A 22,648-nucleotide genomic window follows, 5' to 3' on the forward strand; every position below is an offset into this window, starting at 1 on the left:
CGCCTGTCGTTCTTCTTCGTCTCCCGGACGACGATCCTGGAGGAGGTCGCCAAGTTCCGTGCGGCCCGCCGGATCTGGGCCCGGCTCATGAAGGAGGAGTTCGGGGCGAAGAACCCCAAGTCGCTGATGCTGCGCTTCCACACGCAGACCGCCGGTGTCCAGCTGACCGCCCAGCAGCCCGAGGTCAACCTGGTCCGCGTCGCCGTGCAGGGCCTGGCCGCGGTCCTCGGCGGCACCCAGTCGCTGCACACCAACTCCTTCGACGAGGCCATCGCGCTGCCCACCGACAAGAGCGCCCGCCTGGCCCTGCGCACCCAGCAGGTCCTGGCCTACGAGACGGACGTGACGGCGACCGTCGACCCGTTCGCGGGTTCCTACGTCGTGGAGAGGATGACCGACGAGGTGGAGGCCGCGGCGCTGGAACTGATGGAGCGGGTCGAGGACCTCGGCGGCGCGGTCGACGCCATCGAACACGGCTTCCAGAAGAGCGAGATCGAGCGCTCCGCCTACCGCATCGCCCAGGAGACCGACTCCGGTGAGCGGGTCGTGGTCGGCGTCAACCGCTACCAGCTCGACGCCGAGGAGCCGTACGAGCCGCTGCGCGTCGACCCGGCGATCGAGGCCCAGCAGGCCGAACGCCTGGCGAGGCTGCGCGCGGAGCGCGACCAGCGGGCGGTGGACACCGCCCTGGCCGCCCTGAAGAAGGCCGCGGAGGGCGAGGACAACGTCCTGTACCCGATGAAGGACGCCCTGCGCGCGCGGGCGACGGTGGGCGAGGTGTGCAACGCGCTGCGGGAAATCTGGGGGACCTACGTGCCGAGCGACGCCTTCTGAACGTTCGTAACGGTGCTCATCACAGGACGCCTTGAGAAGTGAGTGGCAATGACAACAACACCCAGTCCCCTGCGTGTATTGGTGGCCAAGCCCGGTCTGGACGGTCATGACCGCGGGGCCAAGGTGATCGCCCGGGCCCTGCGCGACGCTGGGCTCGAGGTGATCTATACCGGCCTGCATCAGTCGCCGGAGCAGATCGTGGAGGCGGCCATCCAGGAGGATGTCGCCGGAATCGGCCTGTCCGTGCTGTCTGGTGCCCATCTGACGCTCTTCGCCAGGGTTCTCGACCTGCTCAAGGAGCTCGACGCGGCCGACATCACGCTCTTCGGCGGCGGCATCATCCCGACAGGGGACATCCCTCCGCTGGAGCGGATGGGCGTCGCCCGCGTCTTCACCCCGGGCACGCCCACCCAAGAAGTCGTCGAGTGGGTCAAGGCGCACGTGGGGGTTCCGTCGCCGATCGCCCCCGTATGCGGCGGCAGTCCGACGGGAGTGGGTTCGTGAGAGCAACCGTGGCCGCGCTGAACGGCGTGAGCGTCCTGCGGTACCCGGAAGGTCAGGTCATCCTCGACCGCGTCGACTGGACGATCCGGGCCGGTGAGCACTGGGCTCTGCTCGGCCCCAACGGTGCCGGCAAGACGAGCATGTTGCGGCTGGTCGGCGCCCTCATGCATCCGACCAGCGGCAGCGTCGACGTGCTGGGCCACCGGATCGGCCGCGTCGACCTGCGCGAACTGCGCACCCGCATCGGTTTCGTGTCCCCGGGGCAGGAGGTGCCGCGCGACGCTACCGTGCACGCGGTCGTCCTCACCGGCGCGACGGGGACCGTGCAGCCGCTGTGGCGTGAGTACGGCCCTGCCACGCGCGAGCGGGCCCACGAACTGCTTGGCGAGCTGGGCTGCAAGGACCTGGCGGACCGCCCGTACGGCGTCTGCTCCGGCGGCCAGCGTGCCCGGGTCCTCATCGCGAGGGCCCTGATGTCCGAGCCGTCCCTGCTGCTGCTCGACGAGCCGTACAACGCGCTCGATCTGCCGTCCCGGGAGGACGTGATCGACGCCCTGCACTATCTCGCGACGACCCGCCCCGACCTGACCACCGTCACCGTCACCCACTACGTGGAGGAACTGCCGGCCAGCACCGGACACGCACTGCTCCTGCGAGGCGGGAGGGTCCAGGCGTCCGGTCCGGTCGAAGAGGTGCTCACCAGTGACGGCATGAGCGCGTGCTTCCAACGGCCCATCGAGGTCGAGCGGCGCGACGGCCGCTGGACCGCCCGCTCCGGCCGCGGGATGTCCCACACGGCGCTCGACCGAGGACCCCGGACCGGCGGCGGATCCAGAGCCGAGATCGGACCGCCCGTCTTCGAGCACCGTTAGGCCGTGTTTTAGGACTGGGCTACTTGCCGCGCCTCGTGCCGTGGTGATCGCGGTGGGGGCGTGGGGCTCTCTCGGATGAGCAGTGGGCTGTGCTGGAACCGCTGTTGCCCGTGGCACAGGTCGGCAGGCCATCTGCATGCCGACGCAGACTGGTTGATGGGATCCGACGGCGGGTGCGGACGGGGGCTCCATGGCGTGATCTGCCGGTGGAATACGGACCCCGGCAGACGGTCTATGGGCTCTTCCGCCGCCCAGCGGGCCGGTGTGTGGCAGATGGTGCTGGTCGGTCTCCAGGCCCGGGCGGATGCGGCAGGGCTGATCACGTGGGAGGTGAACGTCGATTCCACGATCTGCCGGGCGCATCAGCACGCGGCCGGCGCCCGCCGGGACGGACAGGGCCAGAAAGAGCCGCCCGGTGGCATCCGCGTTGAGCCGGACGACCATGCACTCGGCCGGTCCCGGGGCGGCTGGACCACCAAAATCCACCTGGCCTGCGAACAACGCCAAAGGCCCTTGTCTCCGCTGGTCACCGCAGGCCGGCGGAGGGGGGAGAGGCCGCATTTCCCGGCGTGCTGGAAGGCATTCGCGTGCCCCGGCTCGGGCCCGGCCGCTCGCGTCGGCGACCGCTGCGGGTGCGCGGCGACAAGGCCTGTTCCTCGCGCGCCAACCGTGCCTGCTTACGCAAGCGCAAGATCCGCAGCACCATCCCGGAACCGGCCGACCAGATCGGCCACCGCAAACGCCGCGGCAGCAGCGGCGGTGGTCCCCCGGCCTTCGACCGCGAGGACTACAAGGCCCGCCACGCTGTGGAGTGCGGCATCAACCGCCTCAAACGCAACCGGGCGGTGGCCACCCGGTTCGACAAGCTCGCCGTCCGTTTCCAGGCCACCGTCCACGTCGCAGCGATCAACGAATGGCTGTGACGTGGACGGCGGTGTCGGCCCCTCATGCCATGCTGACCATGACCGGGTGCCGGCACAGGAAGACCGGTTGGACCGGTTCGAAAAGCCGGCGGAACTGCTGCTCCAGCGCGCTGGCCAGGAGGAGCAGATACGCCGCAGCGCCGTCGGGCGACGAGGAACGAGTTCACGTCCCCGCCCGGGCGGAACCGTTTGCCCTCGGCGGTGACTGCGACCCCGCGCACCGCCGAGTCTTCGGAGCGTTACCGCGTCCCGGAGTGTGCGGGCTGCGGGCAGGTTGAAGGCGTGGGGGTCTCCGGACGTTCAAGGATGATCCTGCCGGCCCCGCCGTCCCGCTCGCACCGCGCGCAGCGGGGTTGCAGGTGGACCATCAAACCATTCCGGAGCAGTGCGTCCAGGCCTGCCCGCCACCGGTGCACATCCTGACCACACCGTATTGCTCAGCGCCGGATGCTCACGTTGATCTGCTTGGTTTGAGTGAACGAGGCGATCGCGCCCTCGATGGAGAACTCCCGCCCGGTCCCCGACTGCTTGTAGCCGCCGTAGGACTGCCCGACCATCTGGCTGCCGCCCTGATTTACCTGCACCCAGCCGGACTCGATCCGGTGGGCGGTGGCAAGGGCTTCGTCGAGGTCGGCCGACCAGACGTAGGCCGCCAGACCGTAGTGGGAGTCGTTGGCCATGGCGACGACCTCGTCCACGTCTCGCCACGGGATGACCACCAGAACCGGGCCGAAGATCTCCTCACGGGCCACACGCCAGCTGTTGCGCACACCGGCCAGGATGGTCGGGCCCTGGTAGAAGCCTTCGAGGCCCTCGGGGCTGAAGGTGCTGCCGTCGAGCACGACGCGCACGCCGGGCTGGCTCTTGCCGTCCTCGACGTACTCACGCACCGTCTGGTGCTGCTTGGCGTTGATGATCGTCCCCATGTCGGTGGCCTCATCGAGCGGGTCGCCGACCTTAAGCGCACCGACCTGGGCCGCCAGTCGGTCCAGGAAGGCCTCGTAGACGTCTTCGTGCACGAACAGCCGTGAGCCTGCGGTGCAGGACTGGCCCTGGCGGGTGAAGCGCATCGCCAGGAGCACGCCGGCGGCGGTCGCGTCGATTCGGTCGGGGGTCGCGGCGGAGGGGAAGACAATGCTCGGGCTCTTTCCGCCGAGCTCAAGCGACACGTGGGCCAGACGCTCACTGGCAGCGGTGGCGACGTGCCGACCAACCGACGAGGAGCCGGTGAAGGAGACCTTGTCGATCCCGGGGTGCTGCACGATCGCCTCCCCCACGATGCTGCCGCGTCCCGTGACCACGTTGAGGACGCCGGCGGGCAGGTGCTCGGCGGCGAGCTCCGCGAGCCGGAGGATGGTCAGCGGTGCATCCTCGGCGGGCTTGACGACGAGGGCGTTGCCGGCGGCGAGTGCGGCCGGGATCTTCATTGCGGCGATCATCAGCGGGGAGTTCCACGGCAGGATCGCGCCGACGACGCCGAGCGGCTCCAGCCGGGTGTACTGGAGCTGGTTCTCGCCCGCCGGCAGCACGGTTCCCTTGAACTCGCCGGCCACGCCGGCGAAGTAGCGGAACAGCGAGACGAGCGTGGCCGCCTCCGGACGCGCCTGGGTGCGCAAAGCGTTGCCCGTGTCCTGTGTGGTCAAGGCCGCCAGGGACTCCGCCTCGCCCTCGAGGGCGTCGGCGATCTGCAGCAGGGCTCGCTGCCGGGCCGTGAAGTGCAGGGCGGCCCAGGCCGGCTGCGCCGCTCGGGCGGCAGCGACAGCGCGGTCGACGTCGGCCGCGGAGCCGTTGGGGACCCGGGCCAGGACGGTGCCCGCCCGCGAGGGGCACACGACCTCGGTCCAGGCGCCCTCGACCGAGTCGACCCACTCACCGTCGATGTACATGGGCCAGTCGGGGGCGTCGGTGCTGTTCAGTTCGAGAACAGTCTGGTGCTTCAACGGATGCCAGCTTTCTGAGCAGGGGGTCTGGTCGGTGGGTCGGGATCGCTCAGCCGTGCTTGAAGGTGGGTGGCCGCTTCTCGACGAACGCGGTCATCCCCTCGGCTCGGTCTGCGAGGGCGAAGGTGGCGTGGAAGGTGCGCCGCTCGAAGGTGACGCCCTGGGCGAGGGTGGATTCGAATGCCTGGGCGATGGCTTCCTTGGCGGCGTAGGCCGCCGGCAGCGACATCGCGGCGATCTTCTCCGCGGTCTCGATCGCCTCGTCGAGGAGGCGCTCGGTCGGCACGATCCTCGAGACCAGTCCGGCCCGTTCCGCCTCGGCGGCATCCATCATTCGGCCTGTCAGGATCAGGTCCATCGCCTTGGCCTTGCCCACCGCCCTGGTCAGCCGCTGGGTTCCGCCGATGCCGGGGATCGTCCCGAGGGTGATCTCGGGTTGCCCGAACCGTGCGTTCTCGGCCGCGATCAGCAGGTCGCACATCATCGCGACCTCGCAGCCGCCGCCGAGGGCGTACCCGGCCACGGCCGCGATCGTGGGTGTGCGCACGGCCGCGAATCTGTCCCATGCCGAGAAGAAGTCGGAGAGCAAGACGTCGGCGTATGTCAGGCTGGCCATTTCCTTGATGTCGGCACCAGCGGCGAACGCCTTTTCCGAACCGGTCAGCACGATCGCGCCGATGCCATGGTCCTGATCGAACTCGGTTGCGGCAGCGACGACCTCTGTCATGAGCGCGGCGTTGAGGGCGTTCAGGGCCTGAGGGCGGTTGAGCGTGATGATGCCGACTCGCCCGCGGCGCTCGACGATGATGTTCTCGTAGCCATTCTGCTGTTCGGGGGTCGCGGTCATGGGGTTACCTCCTGGGCGGGTTCGAACGGTTCCTGGCGGACTTGCTCGACGATGGCCGAGAAGTCGCGGGTGCGGCCGCTGCCGACGGCGAAGTCGCGGTACAGGTCGGTGGCGAGCCGGCCGAGCCTGACGTCGGTCAGCGTGGCGTCCGCCGCCTTCATGGCGAGGGCGAGGTCCTTGGCCATCAACGGCGAGGCGAAGCCGGGTGCGTAGTCCCGGTTGGCGGGGCTGGTCGGGACCGGGCCGGGGACCGGGCAGTTGGTGGTCAGCGCCCAGCACTGTCCGGAAGCAGTGGACGCCACGTCGAAGAGCGCCTGGTGAGTCAGCCCGAGGCGCTCGCCGAGGACGAACGCCTCTGACACGGCGATCATCGAGACGCCCAGGATCATGTTGTTGCAGATCTTCGCTGCCTGCCCGGCACCGACACCGCCGCAGTGCACGACGCGGCCGGCCATCGGCTCGAGAATCGTGTGCGCCTCGTCGATGTCGGCCTCGTCGGCGCCGACCATGAACGTGAGCGTGCCGGCCGCGGCTCCGACCACCCCGCCGGAGACCGGCGCGTCGATCGCACGGTGGCCCGCCTCGACCGCATGACCGGCGGCGGTCCGAGCGTCCTGGACGGCGACCGTGGAGCAGTCGATCAGCAGAGCGCCCGTGGGGACGGCTTCCAGCAGCGGTGTGTCGCCACGGCGGCCGAGGTAGACGTCGAGGAGGTGGTCGCCGGTCGGCAGCATCGTGATGACGGCCTCTGCCCCGGCGGCGGCCTCCGCCGCGGACCCCGCCAGGACGACGCCCTTCTCCACGGCCTGCTCACAGGCGGCCGGTGAGGGGTCGAACCCGGTCACGGCGTAGCCCGCCTTCACGAGGTTCGCCGCCATCGGGCCACCCATGTTGCCCAGACCGACGAACGCGATCTTCCTGTTCATGCAGTTCCTTCCTGCTCCGGCGCCGCGGCCGGGCCTACTGACGAGGTGGGGTCGAACTCCAGCTCTGCGTCCTCCAGCGACGCGAAATGGGCGTCGACCTCGGCGGGATCGACGTCGGCTACCTGGGGCGGCTCCCAGCGCGGATTGCGGTCCTTGTCGATGACCTGCGCCCGGATGCCCTCAGCCATGTCGTGGCCGCGCAGAAGGCGGACCGCCAACCGGAACTCCTGCGCGAGCGCCTCCTCCAGCCGGGTCATCCGGCGGGCGGCGCGTAGCGCGCGGAGAGTGACAACCAGGGAAGTGGGTGACTTGGAGCGGATCGCCGTCAGGGCCTCGGCGGCCTCCGGCTCGGGTCGCCTGTTCAGCGCGTCGAGGATCTCCGCGACGGTGTTGTGGGCGAAGGCGGCGTCGACCCAGGTCCGCTGCTCGGCGAGCTTCGAGGGCGGTGCCGGTCGGGCGACCTTCGTGAGCGCCTCGTCGACCGGGTGGTCCACGAGCAGGTCGACGAGAGTCTCGAGATCGGCGGAATCCACGAAGTGGTCGGCCAGCCCGAGTGCTATGGCGTCGCCGGCGGTCATGTGGCCCGCGGTGAGCGCCACGAGGGTGCCGAGCTCGCCGGGGGCACGGGAGAGCAGCCAGGTGCCGCCCACGTCCGGGACGAACCCGATGCCGGTCTCCGGCATTCCGACCCTCGTCTTGTCGGTGACCACTCGGTGGCTGGCGTGGGCGGACACCCCGACGCCGCCACCGAGCACGATCCCGTCCATGAGCGCGATGTAGGGCTTGGGGTAGGAGGCGATGAAGGCATTGAGGCGGTACTCGTCGCGCCAGAAGTCCACAGCCCCGTGTCCACCGGATACGGCGTCCTGGTAGATCGAGACGATGTCGCCGCCCGCGCACAGACCACGCGCCCCCGCCCCCTTGACCACTACTGCGGTCACGGCCGGGTCGGTCGCCCAGTCGTCGAGCGCCGCCTGCAGCAGGCCCACCATCTCGTGGGTGAGTGCGTTGATCGAACGAGGCCGGTTGAGGGTCAACAGGCCAAGGGGACCACGTCGCTCGGCGAGGACCGAAGGCTCAATGGTCGGCTGGTCACTCATGCTGCTACCTCCAGTACTGTTCTGTTGATGATGAGCCGCATGACCTCGTTGGTGCCCTCGAGGAGCTGGTGCACCCGTAGGTCACGCACGATCCGCTCCACGGCGTACTCCGACAGGTATGGACGTGCGAGCTCTCGGCGAACTTTCGAACCGCTTGCATCATCGCCCTCAGGCCGACTTCGTCGATGCCCACGGCTTGTCTTCCGTGCCCAACGCAGCGGAGGTCAGTCCGAGCCACGCACGGACGGAGTCGTCGTGCTCGCCCAAGAGGGGCGGGTGGGTGTGGTGCTCCCGGGCGCCGGCATACGGGTTGTCGTCGAAGCGCAATGCCGGACCGGGCAGCTCGACCGGCCCGAGGGTGGGATGGTCGACCTCGACCAGCAGGCCCTGGGAACGGGTTTGGTCCCAGGTATAGACCTCGTCCAAGGTGCGTACCCGACCGGCGGGGACGCCCGCGTGCTCGAGCAGCTTCAGCCAGTGGTCGGCCGGCGCCCCCCGCAGCACGGTCTCCAACCTTGCGGTCACGCGGTCGCGGTGCTGAACGCGCAACTGGTTGCTCGCAAAGCGCGGGTCCTCGACGAACAGGTCCAGCACCTGGCACAGGCGCCGCCAGATCGCGTCGTTGCCGCAGGCGATTTGGATCGGGGCATCGGCAGTGCGAAAGATGCCGTACGGCGCGATGGAGGGGTGGTGGTTGCCTTCCCCCGTGGGCACTTGACCGGCGACGGTGTACCGGGTTCCCTGGAAGGCGTGAGCGCCGACGATGCTCGAGAGCAGGCTGGCACGGACCACCCGACCGCGACCGGTGCGTTCGCGTTCGAAGAGGGCGGCCACGATTCCGTAGGCGCCGTTCATCCCTGCCAGCAGGTCACCGATCGGAACACCCACCTTCGTCGGCTCGCCGGCCGGGCCAGTGAGGCTCATCAGTCCTGCCTCGCCCTGGGCGATCTGGTCATAGCCCGCACGCTGCCATTCGGGCCCGTCGTGCCCGAAACCGGTCAGTGAGCAGATCACCAGCCGCGGGTTCAGTTCGCGCAGACGCTGCTCGCCGAACCCCAGCCGCTCCAGCACTCCCGGCCGGAAGTTCTCCACCAGCACGTCGGCGACCTGGAGCAGCGCCGTGAGGAACGACCGGCCCTCCTCGGACTTGAGGTTCGCGGTCACCGACTCCTTGTTCCGGTTGCACGAGAGGAAATAGGTCGAGATGCCGTCGTCGCCGACGAACGGCGGGCCCCAGTGGCGGCTGTCGTCCCCATCGGGGCTCTCCACCTTGATCACCCGCGCGCCGAGATCCGCCAGCATCATCGTCGCCTGTGGCCCGGCGAGGGCTCGGCTCAGGTCGACGACCACCACTCCACTCAACGGCGCGATGTTGTGGACCTGCGGCATGGCGACTCCCGAGAGTAGGTGGACAAGAACGCGGCGACGAGAATTTGCTAGGACGCCCTAGTAAGTCTCTGGCAGCTCCTATCCCATATGCCTTCGACCCGAGGAGCAATGTCCAACCCTGCGGACTCACTCTGCAAGAATGCACACGTGGCAGACCTGCGAACCGACGACCTACTGGTGCTGTTGGCCGCTGCCCGGCGCCGCACATTCAGCGCCGCCGCCCGAGACCTTCGGGTAGATCACACGACGGTGGCCCGCCGGGTGCAAGCGCTCGAGGCTGCGATGGGCGGCCGACTGCTCGTCGAGGCGCCCGGTGGCTGGGAGCTGACCCCATTGGGCGAGACCGCCTGCGAGGGCGCCCGGGCGGTCGAGGCCGCGGTCGCCTCCCTGAGCCGCGACCCTCAAACCCGCGCGCTGCAGGGCCTGGTGCGCGTCACCGCCCCGGAGGTCTTCATGGCCGAGGTGGTGGCACCAGCCGCGGCGACGGTCAGCGAAGCACATCCAGACGTACACCTCGAGCTGATCTCGATGACCCGGACGACACCGACTCACGGCCCGAGCGCCGACCTCGACATCGGAGTCACTCGCTCGGTCTCGCCCCGTCTCCACACCACTCGGCTTGCCGGCTACCAGCTGGGACTGTTCGCTTCCCGCTCCTACCTCGAAGCCTGCGGCCCCCTGCACTCCCGCGACGATCTGCGCGACCACCTGCCCGTCTACTACGTGGAGTCGATGCTTCAGGTCACAGACCTCGATCTCATCGACCGGTTCTTCCCGGGCCGACCGGGACTCCTGGGAGCGACAAGCGTCGCGGCACAGGTGGCCTTGGTAACGGCTGGAGCGGGGATAGGCCTTCTGCCCGTGTACTTCGCCCGACGACACCGCGACCTGGTACCAGTTCTCGAGAACGAGGCGGTTGCGAACCTCAGCTACTGGATGACCGGCCGCCCCGCCAACTTGCGTCGCACGGAAGTCGCCGCGGTCAGCGACGCCATTGTTCGTCAGGCAAGGGCAAACCTCGGCGACGCCTGACGCCCGCCTAGTACTCCAGCTGTAGATCGTGATCTTCATGTCTGGTTCGCGGCTTGTCGGCGGTAATGGCTGGCTTGGGCTCGGGCCTGATGGCGGCGTCGCCAGTCGGACCAGCCGAGTAGGTGGGCCACATCGTGCACGGGCCGGACGACGAGCGTCGTGAATAGTTTCTGGATCTCGTTGCAGGTGAGCGGGATCAGCCCGTTGGGGGCGGGGTCGCGGGCGTGTTCGTGGGCACGGACGACGGCGAGGAAGGCGTGGGCGAGCATGGCGAGGGTGACCCAGCGAGACCACGAGGTGAAGCGGCGGAGTTGGTGCTCGTCCAGTCCGGCCAGGCCCTTTCCGGCCTGGAAGGTCTCCTCCACCCGCCATCTCGACCCGGCGACACGCACCAGCGTGGCCAAAGGCACCGTCGCTGGCGACCAGCAGCGGTAGTAAGCCAGTTCACCGGTGGTGCGGTTGCGGCGGATCAGCAGTTGATGGCTGCCGGGGCGGGGTTCGGCCAGGTCGATGACGGCCCAGTCGTAGAAGCGGTGTCCCTTGGCGCCGGCCCCTGCCGACAGCTTCTGCCAGGCCCGCTTGGGCACCTTCGCGGCCAGGGCATCCGCGCGGAACTTCCCCGCGCCGGTGGTGACTTCATGGGAGCAGGCGACGGCGAGCACGTAGCCGACCTGGCGCTCTTCCAGCGCGGTTCGCAGCTTCGGGTTGCCGCCGTAGACCTCGTCGCCCGCGACCCAGCCGGCGCGGTGCCCGGCATCGAGAAATCGGCCGATCATGCGGGCGGCCAGCTCCGGCTTGGTCGCGAAGACGGTGTCCTCGTCCAGGCCCGCGGCTCGGCAGCGATCTGGGTCGCGCGTCCAGGAGCGCGGGATGTACAGCTCACGGTCCACTGCCGCGTGTCCGCGGCGGCCCGCGTAGACGAGGTAGACGGCGACTTGCGCGTTTTCGATCTTCCCGGCGGTGCCGGTGTACTGGCGCTGGACACCGACGGTGTGCGTGCCTTTCTTCACGTCCCCGGTCTCGTCGACCACCAGCACCGCGTCCTCGTCGTGCAGATGCTCCAGGACGTATTCGCGCACGTCGTCGCGCACGGTGTCGGCATCCCATCGGGCCCGGCCGAGCAGGTGCTGCATGCCGTCCGGGGTGGCCTCTCCGGCCCACTCGGCGATGCTCCAGCAGTTTTTGCGTGGCAGGTCCGACAGCAGCCCCAGCACCAGATCCCTCACGCGGCGCCGGGGTTCAACCCGTGCGAACCGGCCTGCTATCCGGCTCATCAGGACCTCGAACGCCTCCTGCCAGCGGGCAGGGTCTACGCTGTGACCCGCGGCCACCGCATGATCGTTAGTCTTCACACACCGATGATCAACGGTGGCCGCACCCGTCTTCACCACCCGTCGGTCACGACGTGCGAAGACGGGGCCGCATCCGGTATCCCGCTCGGGCATGCAGCGTTCGCCCGCCGTCTCGTGCCAGGAGGACCACATGCAACGCGGCGAAGTCTGGTGGGTCGACTTCGACGAGCGACGCCCAGTCGTGCTGCTGTCGGATGACGAGTCATCCGGGTTCCAGGTCATGCAGGTCGTTGCGCCAGCGGGCGTCGACATCAGCGGCCTGGGCGTTGAAGTGGCGATAGGCGCCCGGGAAGGACTGCCCTTCGAAGGCGTGCTGCGGTTCGCGTTCCCGCGTCCAGGCTTTACTCCTTGCACCTGGCTGACCACCGTGGCCCGGGACGACCTGATCGAGCGGGCGGGCGTGTTGTCCTCCGCGAAGCTCAGCGAGGTCGGGGAAGCCCTTCGTGCCGCTGGACAGAGGAGGGAGTGGACCCCGATGACGGCTGCCAGGCTCCACGAGATCAAAGATGCCCGCCGTCTCGGAGGACTCGAGTAGCGGACGCCTCTGCTGGCCAGCTCGATCTCGTCGACGACCGGCGGCGGCCCCCTCTCCACCACACTCCAGCAACAAGATCACGATCTACAGCTGGAGTACTAGCCGTGCCACTCAGTAAAGGCGACGAGGTCCCGGCGACGGTACGGCTCCGCTTCCGGGTGGCAGTGGGGTCGAAGACGCGGCGGGGTCCCAGGAGCCGAAGGTCTTCCGGGTCAAGAACCCGTCGGCAGTTCTTCGGGGCACCAGCGCGGAGCGGTCCAGGCCGACACTGCCTCGGTCAGCAGGGATGCGTCGATGCTGCGGTATGAGAACACCGCGCGGCAGTTCCTGGCCCAGCGAGATGCCGGGACCCCCGCTTGGCAGGCCTGACCGGCGCCGGACTCAGTTCCTTCCTCCTGGCCGAGTGCGATCGCTGCAGCATGGACGCGGCCAAGGGTCGAGTCGCCGAGTTCCGTGCGCTGTTGCGCTACCTGTTCCTGCGCGGGCTCACCCCCACGCCGTTGGCGGCGACGACCCAGTCAGTGGCCGACTGGCATCACACCAGCCTCCCGCCGACCGCCTCAGCCGACGGCGTCCAAGCGTTGCTGGACAGTTGCGACCGTGGCACGCCAGGTGGGTACGTGACTTCGCGATCATCACCCTGGTCGCCCGGCTTTGGTCTGCGCTCGATCGAAGTTGCCAGTGAAGTCGGGGGACATCAACTGGCGGGCCGGTGCGGTCACCATCCGCAGCAAGGCCCGCCGTCGCGACGCGATGACGCTGCCACGGAGGTCGGGCAGGCGGTGGCCGGCTACCTGGTCGGCGCGCGACTTGCAACAGACCCAGCACCGCGCAGGCTGTTCCTGACCTGTCGTGCTCGTCGTGCCCGCGCGGACCTCTTCGGGGACGTCGTGGAGCGGGCATGCCGACGTGTCGGCATGCCCCTGGTGGGACCCCACCTCTCCAGCGCTGTCAACAGTCACGCCCCGGCCCGGCAGATGCTGACCCGCGGGTGTTGCTGACCGATATCAGCCAGGTGCTGCGGCACCGCGACCTGGCCATCACCGCGCTCGCGACAGCGAAGTAACCGGCATAGTTCCGAAATCGGCCTAGGCATGATTCATACCGACGTCGGCGCAGATCGACGAGCTCGGCTCCGCGCCGCTTGACGACACCGGCGCACAGCTTCGCGTCGACGACGGGCTCGGGCGACGCGAGCGCCGATCATTGCGGTCCACGACCGGTCGCCTGCACGAACGTCGAGTGGGACGGCGAGCAGCGCAGTTGTGTGGCGAACAGAGTCCGCCGCGTACACGCCGCGGAGATCTGACATCTTCACACTCCCGCGTCACACTCCTGCGGGTGCGAGGACGATGTCGAACCGGACGCGTGACCAGGTGCCGTCAATGACGCGTCCGTCGGGGGTCGGGGTGCCGGCAGCCTGGGGCTCGAACCTCTTGATCAGCGACTGCTTGACGCCGAAGACGGTGTCCTTCCACCCGATCGGGTCACCCTCGGGGAAGATGTGGGTCACCAGCGTGCGGGCGCCCTCGTGGCTGACCATGAAGTGCAGATGCGAGGCGCGCAGCGGGGAGCGGCCGACGGCGTCGAGCATCCTGCCGACCGGCCCGTCGTTGGGGATGGGGTACGGCGTCGGGGTGAGCCCCCAGAAGCGGTAGCTGCCGTCGGCCTCGGTGAACAGGTGCGCTCGCGCGGCCCGCTTCCCCGCGTCGTACTGCACGTCATACAGACCGGTCTCGTCGGCCTCCCACACCTCGATCCGCGCCCCGGCCAGCCGGTTGCCGTCGGTGTCGGTGACCGTGCCCTCGACCCAGCACGGCTCACCCGGTGCCTCGAATGCCATGTCCCCGCCGTTGTCGATGGCGGGGGAGTCCTCGACGAAGAACGGCCCGAACACCGTTGCCTCGGTGGCATCGGCATAGGCGGCGTTGTTGACGTTGATGGTCTGCATCGACGCACCCAGCGTGTCACTGAGGAGGATGAACTCCTGGCGCACGTCGTCGGTGATGTGCCCGGCCTTGGTGAGGAAGTCGATCGCGGTCCCCCACTCCTCTTCGGTCAACCGCACCTCGCGGATGAAGGAATGCAGGTGCTTGACGAGGGCGACCATCAACTCCTTCAGCCGCGGGTCCTCACACGCCTCGAAGGACGCCACCACATGGTCGACGAGCTGCTGCTCGACGGCCTGCTGCTCCGGGCTCACCTCTCGGAAGATCGTGCCGCGGGCATCCGCACCCGCAGTTTTGGGGTTCACCTGCGCGCGCTGTTTGGAAGCGGCGGTGGTCATAGCTCGGCTCCTTCCCAGGCCGCGCGCAGAAGCGCGGTCAGGTTCTCGTCGGTGACGGGGGTCGGGTTGTTGGCCGGGATCGCCGCCAGCACCGGGGCGACGGCCTTGGCGACGCCGTCCTCGGGCAGGCCGTAGTCCTTGAGCGCACGCGGCGCGTCCAGCCGCTCCCGCAGCGCGCGCAGCCCCTCGGTGGCGGTCGCAGATCCGAACGCCGCCGCGATACGCCGCTCCGCCTCCGGCGCGTTGGGTGCGTTGAACGCCAACACATACGGCAGCACGACCGCGTGAGTCTGGGCATGCGGGAGGTCGAACATCCCACCCAGGACGTGGCAGATCTTGTGGTGCATCCCGCTGCCGGCGGACGCGAACGCGACCGCCGCGAGGTAGGCACCATAGAGCGTCTGCTCGATCCCCTCCACACTCGCCGAGTCGGCCTTCACCCGCGGTAGCCCGGCCGCAAGGCCACGGATCGCCTCCTGCGCCATGGCCTGGTCGATCGGGTCCACCCGGGGGCCCCACATCGCGTCCACGCAGTGCGCGAGCGCGTTCAAACCGCTCGCAACCGTCATGTCGCCCGGCAGCGTCGTGAGCAGCGTAGCGTCGTAGACGATGGATGCCGGCAAGACCTTCGGGTCCACACCGGTCGTCTTCGTCTCACCGGCGGTCAGCCCCCACACGTTGGTGGCCTCGGATCCGGCGTACGTCGTCGGCACCGCCACGATCGGCAGGCCCGCAGTCAGCGCGACCGCCTTTGCGAGCCCCGTGGTCGACCCCCCACCGACCGACACGAGGACGTCCGCCTTGGCGGTGGCCGCGGCGTCACGCGCGCGGTCGGCCACCTGGACCGGAACATGCATCACGACCTCGTCGTGCCGAAGGGCGACCGGCAGTACCTCTGCGATCGGGTCGGCCAGCTTCTTTTCGCGGTCGGACGCGATCAGCATGACCTTCGAAGCGCCGAGTGCCTCGACCTCGGCCTTGACCGCAGTAGCCGCCTCACCGGAGGCGAAGGTGACGCGCTGGGGCAGGGACTCGTGAGTGAATTTCATGGATTCCACTCTCGCGATTATTGGACACAGGCGATGACACCGGCGAGGGTCCGACTCTCCGAATCCCTGCCGAATCCTTGGACGAAGCGTCCAGCCATGCTGCTTGCACGTGGTTCCATCGGAGAGCCAGCCGCCTGGCTGTATGTAATGGCCAATCCGCGAGGCAGCTTTCGTCCGGTCTGTACGTCGCTTCCCGCGAGTGCCTGCCCTCATTGTTGTCGTGCATCAGTTGTGACTGCCGTCACGCTGGCTGATTGTTTTAAGAGGGGACCCCTACATGGGAACAACCGCGGCTGTAAAGAGCCAGCGTCAGCAACTACGCCTGGCCGTCGTGTCCGGTTATCTGGGCACCACCATCGAGTACTACGACTTCCTGCTCTACGCCACGGCGTCGGCACTGGTCTTCGATAAAGTCTTCTTCTCGGACCTGAGCCCCGCACTGGCGACGATCGCAAGTCTGGGCACGCTGGCGGCGGGTTATATCGCCCGGCCGCTGGGCGGCGTGATCTTCGGCCACTTCGGTGACCGAGTCAGCCGCAAGCGCATGCTGGTCCTGAGCATGACGATCATGGGTGTGGCCAGCACGCTCATCGGCCTGCTCCCGACCTATGCATCGATCGGCGCGTGGGCCCCGGTGCTGTTGGTCTTCATGCGCGTGATCCAGGGCATCGCCGTTGGCGGCGAGTGGGGCGGCGCCGTTCTGATGGCGGCCGAGCATGCCACCTCCCGCCGCGGCCTCTGGGCCAGCTTCGGTAACGCCGGAGCTCCGAGCGGCATGGTGCTGTCGACCGCGATCCTGACGCTGTGCTCGGGGGCGATGAGCAATGCCGCGTTCATCAGCTGGGGGTGGCGCATCCCCTTCCTGTTCAGCGCGGTGCTGCTGGTGATCGGCCTGGTCGTGCGGCTGCGGCTCGATGAGCCGCCTGCGTTCACCGGCGCCGTCAAGTCGGCCCCGTCCCGTCTTCCGTTGCTGGACGTACTGCGGCACCACCCGAAGAACCTCGTCCTCTCGATCGGTATGGGGGTCGGCTACTTCGTCTCCCAGGCCACTCTGACGACGTTCGTCATCGCCTACGCCGTCAACCACGGGTTCGAGCGGCAGACCGTGCTCAATGCACTGACGACGTCGTCAGTGGTCGCCGTGATCGCCACTCTCATCGCCGGCGGGCTCTCGGACCGCTTCGGTCGCCGCGCCCTCGTCGCCGCCGGCGCCGGCTCACTGGCCATCTGGTCCTTCGTTCTGTTCCCGCTCATCGACAGCGGCTCGACTGCCCTCCTCGTGCTGGCGGTCGTCGTCGGTCAGGGAATTCTCCTGTCGTGCTGGTTCGGCCCGCTGGCGGCGTTGTACGCCGAGCTCTTCCCGACGCGGTACCGGTACACCGGCGCCTCGCTCGGCTTCCAGATCTCGGCCATCGGCGGCGGCCTCGCCCCCGGCGTCTTCGCCTCTGTCGTTTCCTTCAGTGGCGGCCCGCTGATGGTCTCGATCATCATGGCGGTGCTGTGCCTGATCTCGATCGGCTGCGTCCTGGCGCTGCGAGAGACGTCGCGACTGAGCCTCGACGACCTGCACACCCCTGCGACCGATACAGCATCCGCCTCCGATCCCCTGCCGACGCCGCCGGGTCCCGCCGGCGACGCCCAGGCCGAAGCCATCCTCCGCCGCGAGGTCCAGCAGTGACTCGGGACATCACCATGCATGCAGACATCAACCCCGCCACGTCGGTCAGCAGGAACGCGAAGTACTTCCGTGACTCGAGCGCGCTCATCTACGCCGGCGGCAACCTCACCTACGGAGAGCTCGAGGACCGCGCAGCGCGCGCTGCGTCCGTGTTCGCCGAGCACGGGATCGCGGCCGGCGACCGCGTCGCCTACCTCGGCATGAACAGCTCCGCCTACATCGTCACGATGCTCGCATCGATGCGCCTCGGAGCGATCTATGTCCCGTTGAACTTCCGGCTCACGGCCCCCGAGCTCCGGTCAGCCCTCCAGCACAGCGGTGCCACGGTTCTGGTCGGCGAAGGCGCGTACGCCGACGCGATCGATGAGATCAAGGACCAGACGGCGCTGAAGGCACTCCTGCTCGTCGATGACGATCCGGAGGCGCCTGCGCAGGCGGGCCGGCGCCGATGGGAGAGTTGGAGTGAGCTGACCAAGGCGGCGACCGCCTGGAGGCCCGCGATCTCGCGGGATTTCGACGATCCGGCTGTCATCCTCTTCAGCAGCGGGTCGACCGGGCGACCGAAGGGCATTGTCCTGACCCACGGAAACCTGTGGTGGAACTCGCTCAACACCGATCTCCGAATGGACACCCAGCGTCGCGACGTCACGCTCGCGGGCGCCCCGCTGTTCCATATCGGCGCGCTCAACAGCTTCACGCTGCGGTCGCTGGTCCGGGGCGGGACGGTCCTCATCCGACGCCGCTTCGACCCGGTCGACTTCCTCAACGATATCGAGAGCTACCAGGTCAAGACGACGTTCGCGGTGCCGACGATGCTCGACGCGCTCGAGGCGGTGCCGGACGCGTGGTCCCGCCTGTCAGGTCTGCGGACTCTCGTCGTCTCCGGCGCGCCGGTGCCACCCGAGCAGATCAGGCGGTTCGCCGAACGCGGGGTGCCGATCCAGCAGGCATGGGGCGCCACGGAGTTCGCTCCGACGGCTACCCACATGCCCGTGGAGGCCACGCTCGACAAGCCCGGCTCGGCGGGTGTTCCCATGCCCTACACCGAGGTACGCGTCGTCGACCCCGCAACCGGAGAGTTCGTCGAGCCCGGGACGCCGGGCGAACTGGTCGTACGCGGGCCGAACGTCACCCCTGGATACTGGGAGGACTCCGTCGCGACCGCGGCCGTGTTCGACGACGAGGGCTGGTTCCACTCGGGCGACATCGGCTACGAGGACGAGGACGGCTACTTCTTCATCATCGACCGCATCAAGGACGTCATCATCACCGGCGGCGAGAACGTCTACCCGGCAGAGGTGGAGCGCGTGCTCCGCGCAGTGCCGGGCGTCAGCGACGTGGCGGTGGTGGGGATGCCCGACAGGGAGTGGGGCGAGACGGTCGTTGCGGTCTGCTGCCCGACCGAAGGAGCCGAGGTCACCCTGGAGCGGGTTCGCGAGTACGCAGGCACCCAGATCGCCCGCTACAAACTGCCGCGACGGCTGGAGATCGTTGCGACGATGCCGCGGAATGCGACTGGGAAGCTCGACAAGCCCGGGATCCGAGCCCTGCTGCACAAGTGACGAATGAACGAGGGGGTCGGTACCGGAACTGGTACCGACCCCCTCGTGGTCTGCCTGGGGCAGTGTCGCTCACGCCTCGCCGTAGTAGCGCATCAGCATGTCGGCGACACACGCCGGACGGGCGAAGCCATCGCCCTCGACCACACACCGCCATACGGCGTCGACCGCGTCCGCCGTCGGCTCCCGCAGCTCCGCGAGGTCGACGACGAGGCGTAGCTTCGACCCGGACGGCACTGCCTCGGGGAAGCGGACCTTCTCGAAGCCGTAGGCGAGGATCAGTCGGGTCCGGTCCACCCGGAAGATCTGCTGCAGCAACCCGCCGATGATGGCCAGCGAGTGGCCCCCGTGAGCGATCGTGCTGCCGAACGGCGAGCTCGCCGCACGCTCGGGATCGGTGTGGACCCAGTTGTGGTCGTAGCTGAGGTCAGCGAAAGCGTTGATCGCAGCCTGGTCGATCGTGACCCAAGCGCTCTCGCCGATTCGCTCCCCGACGAGGGAGCGCAGTCCATCAAGGCCGTCGATGTGTCGCATCCGTGTGTCCTTGTCAGAAGCGGGAGCGCTGGCTGACGGGTGCGGTCGGGCCCATCGGGGCACGGTCCAGCCACCTGCCGGCGCGCTCGTAATGCGGTGCGATGAGAGCGGCCATCCGCTGCTTGGTGCGGTTCCAGAGGCCGCGGCCTTCCATGTGGACCAGGGCGGCCGCGGCCGCATCGCGGTTGGCAAAGCCGGCGTCTCGTCGCTCGGTCGCGATGGCGTCGATGATCTCGGCGGACTTTGCCGTGTCGCCAGCCGCCAGGGCATCGGCGATCGCCTCGATCTCGAAGATGGCGTCCGGGATGCCCGAGTTCAGGCCCCGACCGCCGCCGAACGGCGGGAAGAGGTGCGCCGCTTCCCCCGCGAGCAGCACCCGCGAGTTGGCGTCGGTGAAGGCCGAGGCCACCGAGTGGTTGAAGCGGTAGGTCGAGGACCACATCTGGCCGTCGGCGTACCCGGGCCCGGCGACCGCGGTGATCCACTGACTCAAGCCCGGTTCGGACGAGAATGCCTCGACGTTGTCCCCGGGGTTGCACTCAAGATCAAAGCGCCAGCCACCGCCGAAGGGGACCACGAGGACGTTGCGTCCGCCGACTGCGGGGTGGCGGTAGTGGAAGGTGCGGGTCAGCGACATCGGGTTGTCCGGGACATCCCTGACGTCGACGATGATGAAGCTCGATTCCGAGCGTCCGCCGTCCATGGTGATGCCGAGTGCCTTGCGGACGGTCGATCGGGCTCCGTCCGCAGCCAGGACGTAGGAGGCGCGGACCAGCGATCCATCCGCGAGGGTCAGGGTGACGCCTTCGGTATCCGTGGCCAGATCCGTGAGGCCGTTGCCCCAGCGGAACTCGACGCCTTCGCGTCGGCAGCGGTCCAGGAGCACGACCTCCTGGTCCTTCTGCGAAAGGCTGATGCCGAAGCGTCCCGGTTTCGCCGCCGGGAAGCGGCGGTAATAAACCTCGCGACCGGCGTAGGTGGTCCGCAGGTCCAGCCATGAGCGGCTCTGCTGGATGAGGGGCTCGGTCACACCGGGCGCGATCTGCTCGAGCAGGTCCAGGGACTCACGGAAGATGAACGTGGCTCGGCTTCCGGGTCGGATGCGGTCCTCGGGCTCCGCTTCGACCACTACCACCGGGAGGTCGTGATGGCGGGCGGCGAGCGCGGCGACCAGGCCCACTGGGCCGGCTCCCACCACGACGAGCGGAAGGACCTCAGGTACAGCAGCGGGTGAGGTGGCGTCATTCATACCCCAACCTTGCGGCCTCGAGGCCCGACCGCACTATGTTCGATCCGACCGGCAAATGAGTCGATCCTCGTGTGTTTCGTCCGACGCCCAGTCGGTCAAACAGCGCGCGATTCCCCACTCGCGGCTACTGCCTCACCGAGCGCCTGCCCACGCCGAGCTGCATGTGGTCCCGCACGCCGGGCACCGGATCCAAGCCGCGAAGGCGGAGCGGTCCGCCGAGCTGGCGCCGGCGGTTCCCGGCCCAGTAGGCCAACACGGAGCAGGCATCCGGGATTCGGATCTCCCGCTTCGGTTGGTTCAGACCAAGGATCTGCACCTTGTCGTATTCTCCATACATGCCGACATCTGAGTTGTCCGCGGCCGATGTCCTCATCGCTGTACGCGATATCGCCGAGACGACGACCGCCCGGGAAGTGCCCGCGTCCGCTCTCGTTGCGGCTCGCTCCATGCTCGGCGTCGACGCTGCAGTCTGGATGGATGTCGAGGGCGACGAAGTCACCATCCAGGCCGTCTCCGGTTTCCTTCAGCCCGAGACCCACCGAAGTCTGCGGATGAGTGCCCACGAGGGACTCATCGGCATGGTGCTCACCCAGGGCGAGCCCGTGGCCCTGCTGGACTACCTCCGCGAGACGTCCACTCCTCCTTCCCGGCGTGAGCTCCTCAGGCGCGAAGGCGTCGTCTCGGCAGCCGGCGTACCTGTCCCCGGCGAGGGCAGCCGCGGTGTCGTGGTCCTCATTTCCCGCACGGCACGCGAGTTCGCGGAGGCGGAGTTGCGGATGGCCATCGGCGTTGCCGGCATCGCCCAGCAGCTCAGGGACCTGCGCGTCGAGGCTGAGCGAGCTGCGGCGGCAACTCGGTTCCACCGGGCGGTCGACGCACTCTCGTTGGCCCTCCTGCGCGGCCAGTCTGCTGACGTCGCATTGGAGGGTACTTCGGACATCCTCGGCCCGCGCGTGCGGGTGGCCGGGCTTCCGACACCCGGGCCGGCGAAACACGCTTCCGACATCTCCGAGGACGCCACGAAACCTCCCCTCCTGCATGTTCCCATCCCCGGCGCTGAACAGGCGCAGCTCGCCGCAGAAGGCGGGCTCCCCGAGTCGGCGCTGCGGACCCTTGCACAGGTCGTCGGTCTCGACTTCGCCCGTCAGCGCGCCTCGATGGAGACCGAGATCCGGCTCACCGACCAGTTCGTCCACAGCCTCCTCACCGCAGACACCGACGAGCTCAGCCGGCTTTGGAGCAGCTCCGCACTGTTGGGTATGGACATGAAGGTCCCTCGGGCGGTGATCAGCATCAGCGCCAAGGAGCCCATCGGTCGCCCCTTGCTGGACCGGATCGTGCGCGAGATGCGGTCGCGGACCTTCAGTGGGCAGGCGACGACGTACAAGGGCGCGGCGTTCCTGCTCTGGCCGGTGTCCGATCAGGACGCGGAAAGGAAGCTTCCTGCGCAGATCAACGAGTTGCTGGTCGCATGTCGACCCCACCAGGTGAAGGCAGGACTTGGTCCCGTCTGCCGGGGCGCGGACGACTACCCGGCGGCCGTGAAGGAGGCGATCTTCGCCCGGCAAGTGGCTGCGTTCTCGAGCAGCGGTCGCAACCTGGTCGCCAGCAAGGATCTGGGCATGTACCGCCTGTTCGCCCACATAGGCGGCGTCGAGGCACTTCGCGGCACGGTGCGCGAGACCCTCGGCCCGTTGCTCGAAGCCGATGCAGCCAGCGGGTCGGACCTGACCCACACCCTTCGCGTCTACCTGGAGCGTGACCGACGCATCGCCGATACCGCGCGGGCGCTCCAGGTCCACGTGAATACGCTGCGCTACCGCATCGAGCGGATCGGTAAGCTGCTCAAGGTCGACCTCGACGATCCCGAGGCGCGCTTCTTCGTCACTCTGGCCCTGCGGCTCTTCCCTGTCGTGGAGGAGGACGCAGCCCGCGCCCACCTCCTCGACAAGGGATGAACCAACGGAGGGACCGACGATGCCCGCGGCCTCAGACGGTGAACTTGACGTTGATCCGCTTGGTCTGGGTGAGCCTTCGA

18 protein-coding genes and 2 pseudogenes are annotated in these 22,648 nt (G+C 68.5%); 9 read left to right on the top strand and 11 right to left on the bottom strand.

All coding sequences use genetic code 11. The annotated features are described in order from the left end of the window. The 4 genes and pseudogenes from ACFP2V_RS25670 to ACFP2V_RS25685 form a co-directional block, all read left to right on the top strand. On the top strand, positions 1-834 hold an 834-nt coding region (locus ACFP2V_RS25670; protein ID WP_381217126.1), incomplete at its 5' end, for a methylmalonyl-CoA mutase family protein. A gap of 48 nt (positions 835-882) precedes the next feature. Further along, on the top strand, positions 883-1,338 hold the full coding sequence (locus ACFP2V_RS25675) for a cobalamin B12-binding domain-containing protein (protein ID WP_326755480.1): 456 nt from the start codon (positions 883-885) through the stop codon (positions 1,336-1,338). Beyond that, on the top strand, positions 1,305-2,210 hold the full coding sequence (locus ACFP2V_RS25680; RefSeq protein WP_079047581.1) for an ABC transporter ATP-binding protein: 906 nt from the start codon (positions 1,305-1,307) through the stop codon (positions 2,208-2,210). Before ACFP2V_RS25675 ends, ACFP2V_RS25680 begins: the two co-directional genes overlap by 34 nt. An 89-nt stretch (positions 2,211-2,299) precedes the next feature. Next, positions 2,300-3,133, top strand: a pseudogene (locus ACFP2V_RS25685) (IS5 family transposase). A gap of 437 nt (positions 3,134-3,570) precedes the next feature. Here the strand turns inward: ACFP2V_RS25685 and ACFP2V_RS25690 are convergent. From ACFP2V_RS25690 to ACFP2V_RS25715, 6 genes and pseudogenes are all read right to left on the bottom strand, one after another. After that, positions 3,571-5,073 (bottom strand): aldehyde dehydrogenase family protein, encoded by a 1,503-nt coding sequence (locus ACFP2V_RS25690; protein WP_211273129.1) that lies wholly within the window; start codon positions 5,071-5,073, stop codon positions 3,571-3,573. A 49-nt stretch (positions 5,074-5,122) separates the two neighbouring features. After that, positions 5,123-5,920, bottom strand: a complete 798-nt coding sequence (locus ACFP2V_RS25695; RefSeq protein WP_381217132.1) for an enoyl-CoA hydratase — start codon at positions 5,918-5,920, stop codon at positions 5,123-5,125. Next, complete coding sequence (gene mmsB / locus ACFP2V_RS25700) at positions 5,917-6,846, bottom strand: 3-hydroxyisobutyrate dehydrogenase (RefSeq protein ID WP_055625445.1); 930 nt, start codon at positions 6,844-6,846, stop codon at positions 5,917-5,919. The genes ACFP2V_RS25695 and mmsB overlap by 4 nt, the downstream gene beginning before the upstream one ends. Beyond that, a complete protein-coding gene (locus tag ACFP2V_RS25705) occupies positions 6,843-7,946 on the bottom strand; it encodes an enoyl-CoA hydratase/isomerase family protein (protein ID WP_381217137.1) in 1,104 nt (367 codons plus the stop codon). The genes mmsB and ACFP2V_RS25705 overlap by 4 nt, the downstream gene beginning before the upstream one ends. Further along, positions 7,943-8,065, bottom strand: a pseudogene (locus ACFP2V_RS25710) (acyl-CoA dehydrogenase family protein); the annotation flags it as partial. The gene ACFP2V_RS25705 and the pseudogene ACFP2V_RS25710, both read right to left, overlap by 4 nt. A 49-nt stretch (positions 8,066-8,114) precedes the next feature. Then, on the bottom strand, positions 8,115-9,335 hold the full coding sequence (locus ACFP2V_RS25715) for a CaiB/BaiF CoA transferase family protein (RefSeq protein WP_055625447.1): 1,221 nt from the start codon (positions 9,333-9,335) through the stop codon (positions 8,115-8,117). A 108-nt stretch (positions 9,336-9,443) separates the two neighbouring features. Here ACFP2V_RS25715 and ACFP2V_RS25720 point away from each other — a divergent pair, with 108 nt between their 5' ends. After that, the gene (locus ACFP2V_RS25720) at positions 9,444-10,367 is read left to right on the top strand and encodes a LysR family transcriptional regulator (protein ID WP_381217140.1); all 924 of its coding nucleotides are present in this window, start codon (positions 9,444-9,446) and stop codon (positions 10,365-10,367) included. A gap of 35 nt (positions 10,368-10,402) precedes the next feature. On the opposite strand, the gene ACFP2V_RS25725 is transcribed toward ACFP2V_RS25720, so the two are convergent. After that, positions 10,403-11,641: an IS701 family transposase gene (locus tag ACFP2V_RS25725; protein WP_381217309.1), complete on the bottom strand. Its 1,239-nt coding sequence runs from the start codon at positions 11,639-11,641 to the stop codon at positions 10,403-10,405. A gap of 208 nt (positions 11,642-11,849) precedes the next feature. On the opposite strand from ACFP2V_RS25725, the gene ACFP2V_RS25730 reads away from it, so the two are divergent. Further along, positions 11,850-12,254 carry a type II toxin-antitoxin system PemK/MazF family toxin gene (locus ACFP2V_RS25730; protein WP_381217143.1) on the top strand — a complete coding sequence of 135 codons (405 nt, stop codon included), beginning with the start codon at positions 11,850-11,852 and terminating at the stop codon, positions 12,252-12,254. Positions 12,255-13,581: 1,327 nt separating this feature from the next. On the opposite strand, the gene ACFP2V_RS25735 is transcribed toward ACFP2V_RS25730, so the two are convergent. Both ACFP2V_RS25735 and ACFP2V_RS25740 read right to left on the bottom strand, forming a co-directional pair. Continuing rightward, positions 13,582-14,541 carry a dioxygenase family protein gene (locus ACFP2V_RS25735; protein ID WP_381217146.1) on the bottom strand — a complete coding sequence of 320 codons (960 nt, stop codon included), beginning with the start codon at positions 14,539-14,541 and terminating at the stop codon, positions 13,582-13,584. Continuing rightward, entirely contained in the window at positions 14,538-15,590 is a 1,053-nt protein-coding gene (locus tag ACFP2V_RS25740; RefSeq protein WP_381217149.1) for a maleylacetate reductase, read from the bottom strand. Before ACFP2V_RS25740 ends, ACFP2V_RS25735 begins: the two co-directional genes overlap by 4 nt. Before the next feature lie 277 nt (positions 15,591-15,867). Between ACFP2V_RS25740 and ACFP2V_RS25745 the strand changes: the two genes are divergently transcribed. Next, the gene (locus ACFP2V_RS25745; protein WP_381217152.1) at positions 15,868-17,268 is read left to right on the top strand and encodes an MFS transporter; all 1,401 of its coding nucleotides are present in this window, start codon (positions 15,868-15,870) and stop codon (positions 17,266-17,268) included. A gap of 14 nt (positions 17,269-17,282) precedes the next feature. Further along, positions 17,283-18,830 carry an acyl-CoA synthetase gene (locus tag ACFP2V_RS25750; protein WP_055626783.1) on the top strand — a complete coding sequence of 516 codons (1,548 nt, stop codon included), beginning with the start codon at positions 17,283-17,285 and terminating at the stop codon, positions 18,828-18,830. 69 nt (positions 18,831-18,899) lie between these two features. Here the strand turns inward: ACFP2V_RS25750 and ACFP2V_RS25755 are convergent, their stop codons facing one another. Together ACFP2V_RS25755 and ACFP2V_RS25760 are read right to left on the bottom strand one after the other, a co-directional pair. Then, positions 18,900-19,361: a MaoC family dehydratase gene (locus tag ACFP2V_RS25755; RefSeq protein ID WP_055626781.1), complete on the bottom strand. Its 462-nt coding sequence runs from the start codon at positions 19,359-19,361 to the stop codon at positions 18,900-18,902. A gap of 13 nt (positions 19,362-19,374) precedes the next feature. Beyond that, the gene (locus ACFP2V_RS25760) at positions 19,375-20,610 is read right to left on the bottom strand and encodes an FAD-dependent oxidoreductase (RefSeq protein WP_055626780.1); all 1,236 of its coding nucleotides are present in this window, start codon (positions 20,608-20,610) and stop codon (positions 19,375-19,377) included. Positions 20,611-20,945: 335 nt separating this feature from the next. Between ACFP2V_RS25760 and ACFP2V_RS25765 the strand changes: the two genes are divergently transcribed. Continuing rightward, positions 20,946-22,568 (top strand): helix-turn-helix domain-containing protein, encoded by a 1,623-nt coding sequence (locus ACFP2V_RS25765; RefSeq protein ID WP_381217156.1) that lies wholly within the window; start codon positions 20,946-20,948, stop codon positions 22,566-22,568. The last annotated feature ends 80 nt before the right edge of the window (positions 22,569-22,648 follow it).

It is taken from the genome of Streptomyces incanus (genome assembly GCF_042656345.1).
Taxonomy (GTDB): Bacteria; Actinomycetota; Actinomycetes; order Streptomycetales; family Streptomycetaceae; genus Streptomyces; species Streptomyces incanus.

What these genes read in the sequence shown, in the direction of transcription:
- ACFP2V_RS25675 (WP_326755480.1), top strand. Translation starts at nt 883, where the DNA reads ATGACAACAACACCCAGTCCCCTGCGTGTATTGGTGGCCAAGCCCGGT.
- ACFP2V_RS25680 (WP_079047581.1), top strand. Translation starts at nt 1,305, where the DNA reads ATGCGGCGGCAGTCCGACGGGAGTGGGTTCGTGAGAGCAACCGTGGCC.
- ACFP2V_RS25695 (WP_381217132.1), bottom strand. Translation starts at nt 5,920, where the DNA reads ATGACCGCGACCCCCGAACAGCAGAATGGCTACGAGAACATCATCGTC.
- mmsB (WP_055625445.1), bottom strand. Translation starts at nt 6,846, where the DNA reads ATGAACAGGAAGATCGCGTTCGTCGGTCTGGGCAACATGGGTGGCCCG.
- ACFP2V_RS25705 (WP_381217137.1), bottom strand. Translation starts at nt 7,946, where the DNA reads ATGAGTGACCAGCCGACCATTGAGCCTTCGGTCCTCGCCGAGCGACGT.
- ACFP2V_RS25715 (WP_055625447.1), bottom strand. Translation starts at nt 9,335, where the DNA reads ATGCCGCAGGTCCACAACATCGCGCCGTTGAGTGGAGTGGTGGTCGTC.
- ACFP2V_RS25720 (WP_381217140.1), top strand. Translation starts at nt 9,444, where the DNA reads ATGTCCAACCCTGCGGACTCACTCTGCAAGAATGCACACGTGGCAGAC.
- ACFP2V_RS25725 (WP_381217309.1), bottom strand. Translation starts at nt 11,641, where the DNA reads ATGAGCCGGATAGCAGGCCGGTTCGCACGGGTTGAACCCCGGCGCCGC.
- ACFP2V_RS25730 (WP_381217143.1), top strand. Translation starts at nt 11,850, where the DNA reads ATGCAACGCGGCGAAGTCTGGTGGGTCGACTTCGACGAGCGACGCCCA.
- ACFP2V_RS25735 (WP_381217146.1), bottom strand. Translation starts at nt 14,541, where the DNA reads ATGACCACCGCCGCTTCCAAACAGCGCGCGCAGGTGAACCCCAAAACT.
- ACFP2V_RS25740 (WP_381217149.1), bottom strand. Translation starts at nt 15,590, where the DNA reads ATGAAATTCACTCACGAGTCCCTGCCCCAGCGCGTCACCTTCGCCTCC.
- ACFP2V_RS25745 (WP_381217152.1), top strand. Translation starts at nt 15,868, where the DNA reads ATGGGAACAACCGCGGCTGTAAAGAGCCAGCGTCAGCAACTACGCCTG.
- ACFP2V_RS25750 (WP_055626783.1), top strand. Translation starts at nt 17,283, where the DNA reads ATGCATGCAGACATCAACCCCGCCACGTCGGTCAGCAGGAACGCGAAG.
- ACFP2V_RS25755 (WP_055626781.1), bottom strand. Translation starts at nt 19,361, where the DNA reads ATGCGACACATCGACGGCCTTGATGGACTGCGCTCCCTCGTCGGGGAG.
- ACFP2V_RS25760 (WP_055626780.1), bottom strand. Translation starts at nt 20,610, where the DNA reads ATGAATGACGCCACCTCACCCGCTGCTGTACCTGAGGTCCTTCCGCTC.
- ACFP2V_RS25765 (WP_381217156.1), top strand. Translation starts at nt 20,946, where the DNA reads ATGCCGACATCTGAGTTGTCCGCGGCCGATGTCCTCATCGCTGTACGC.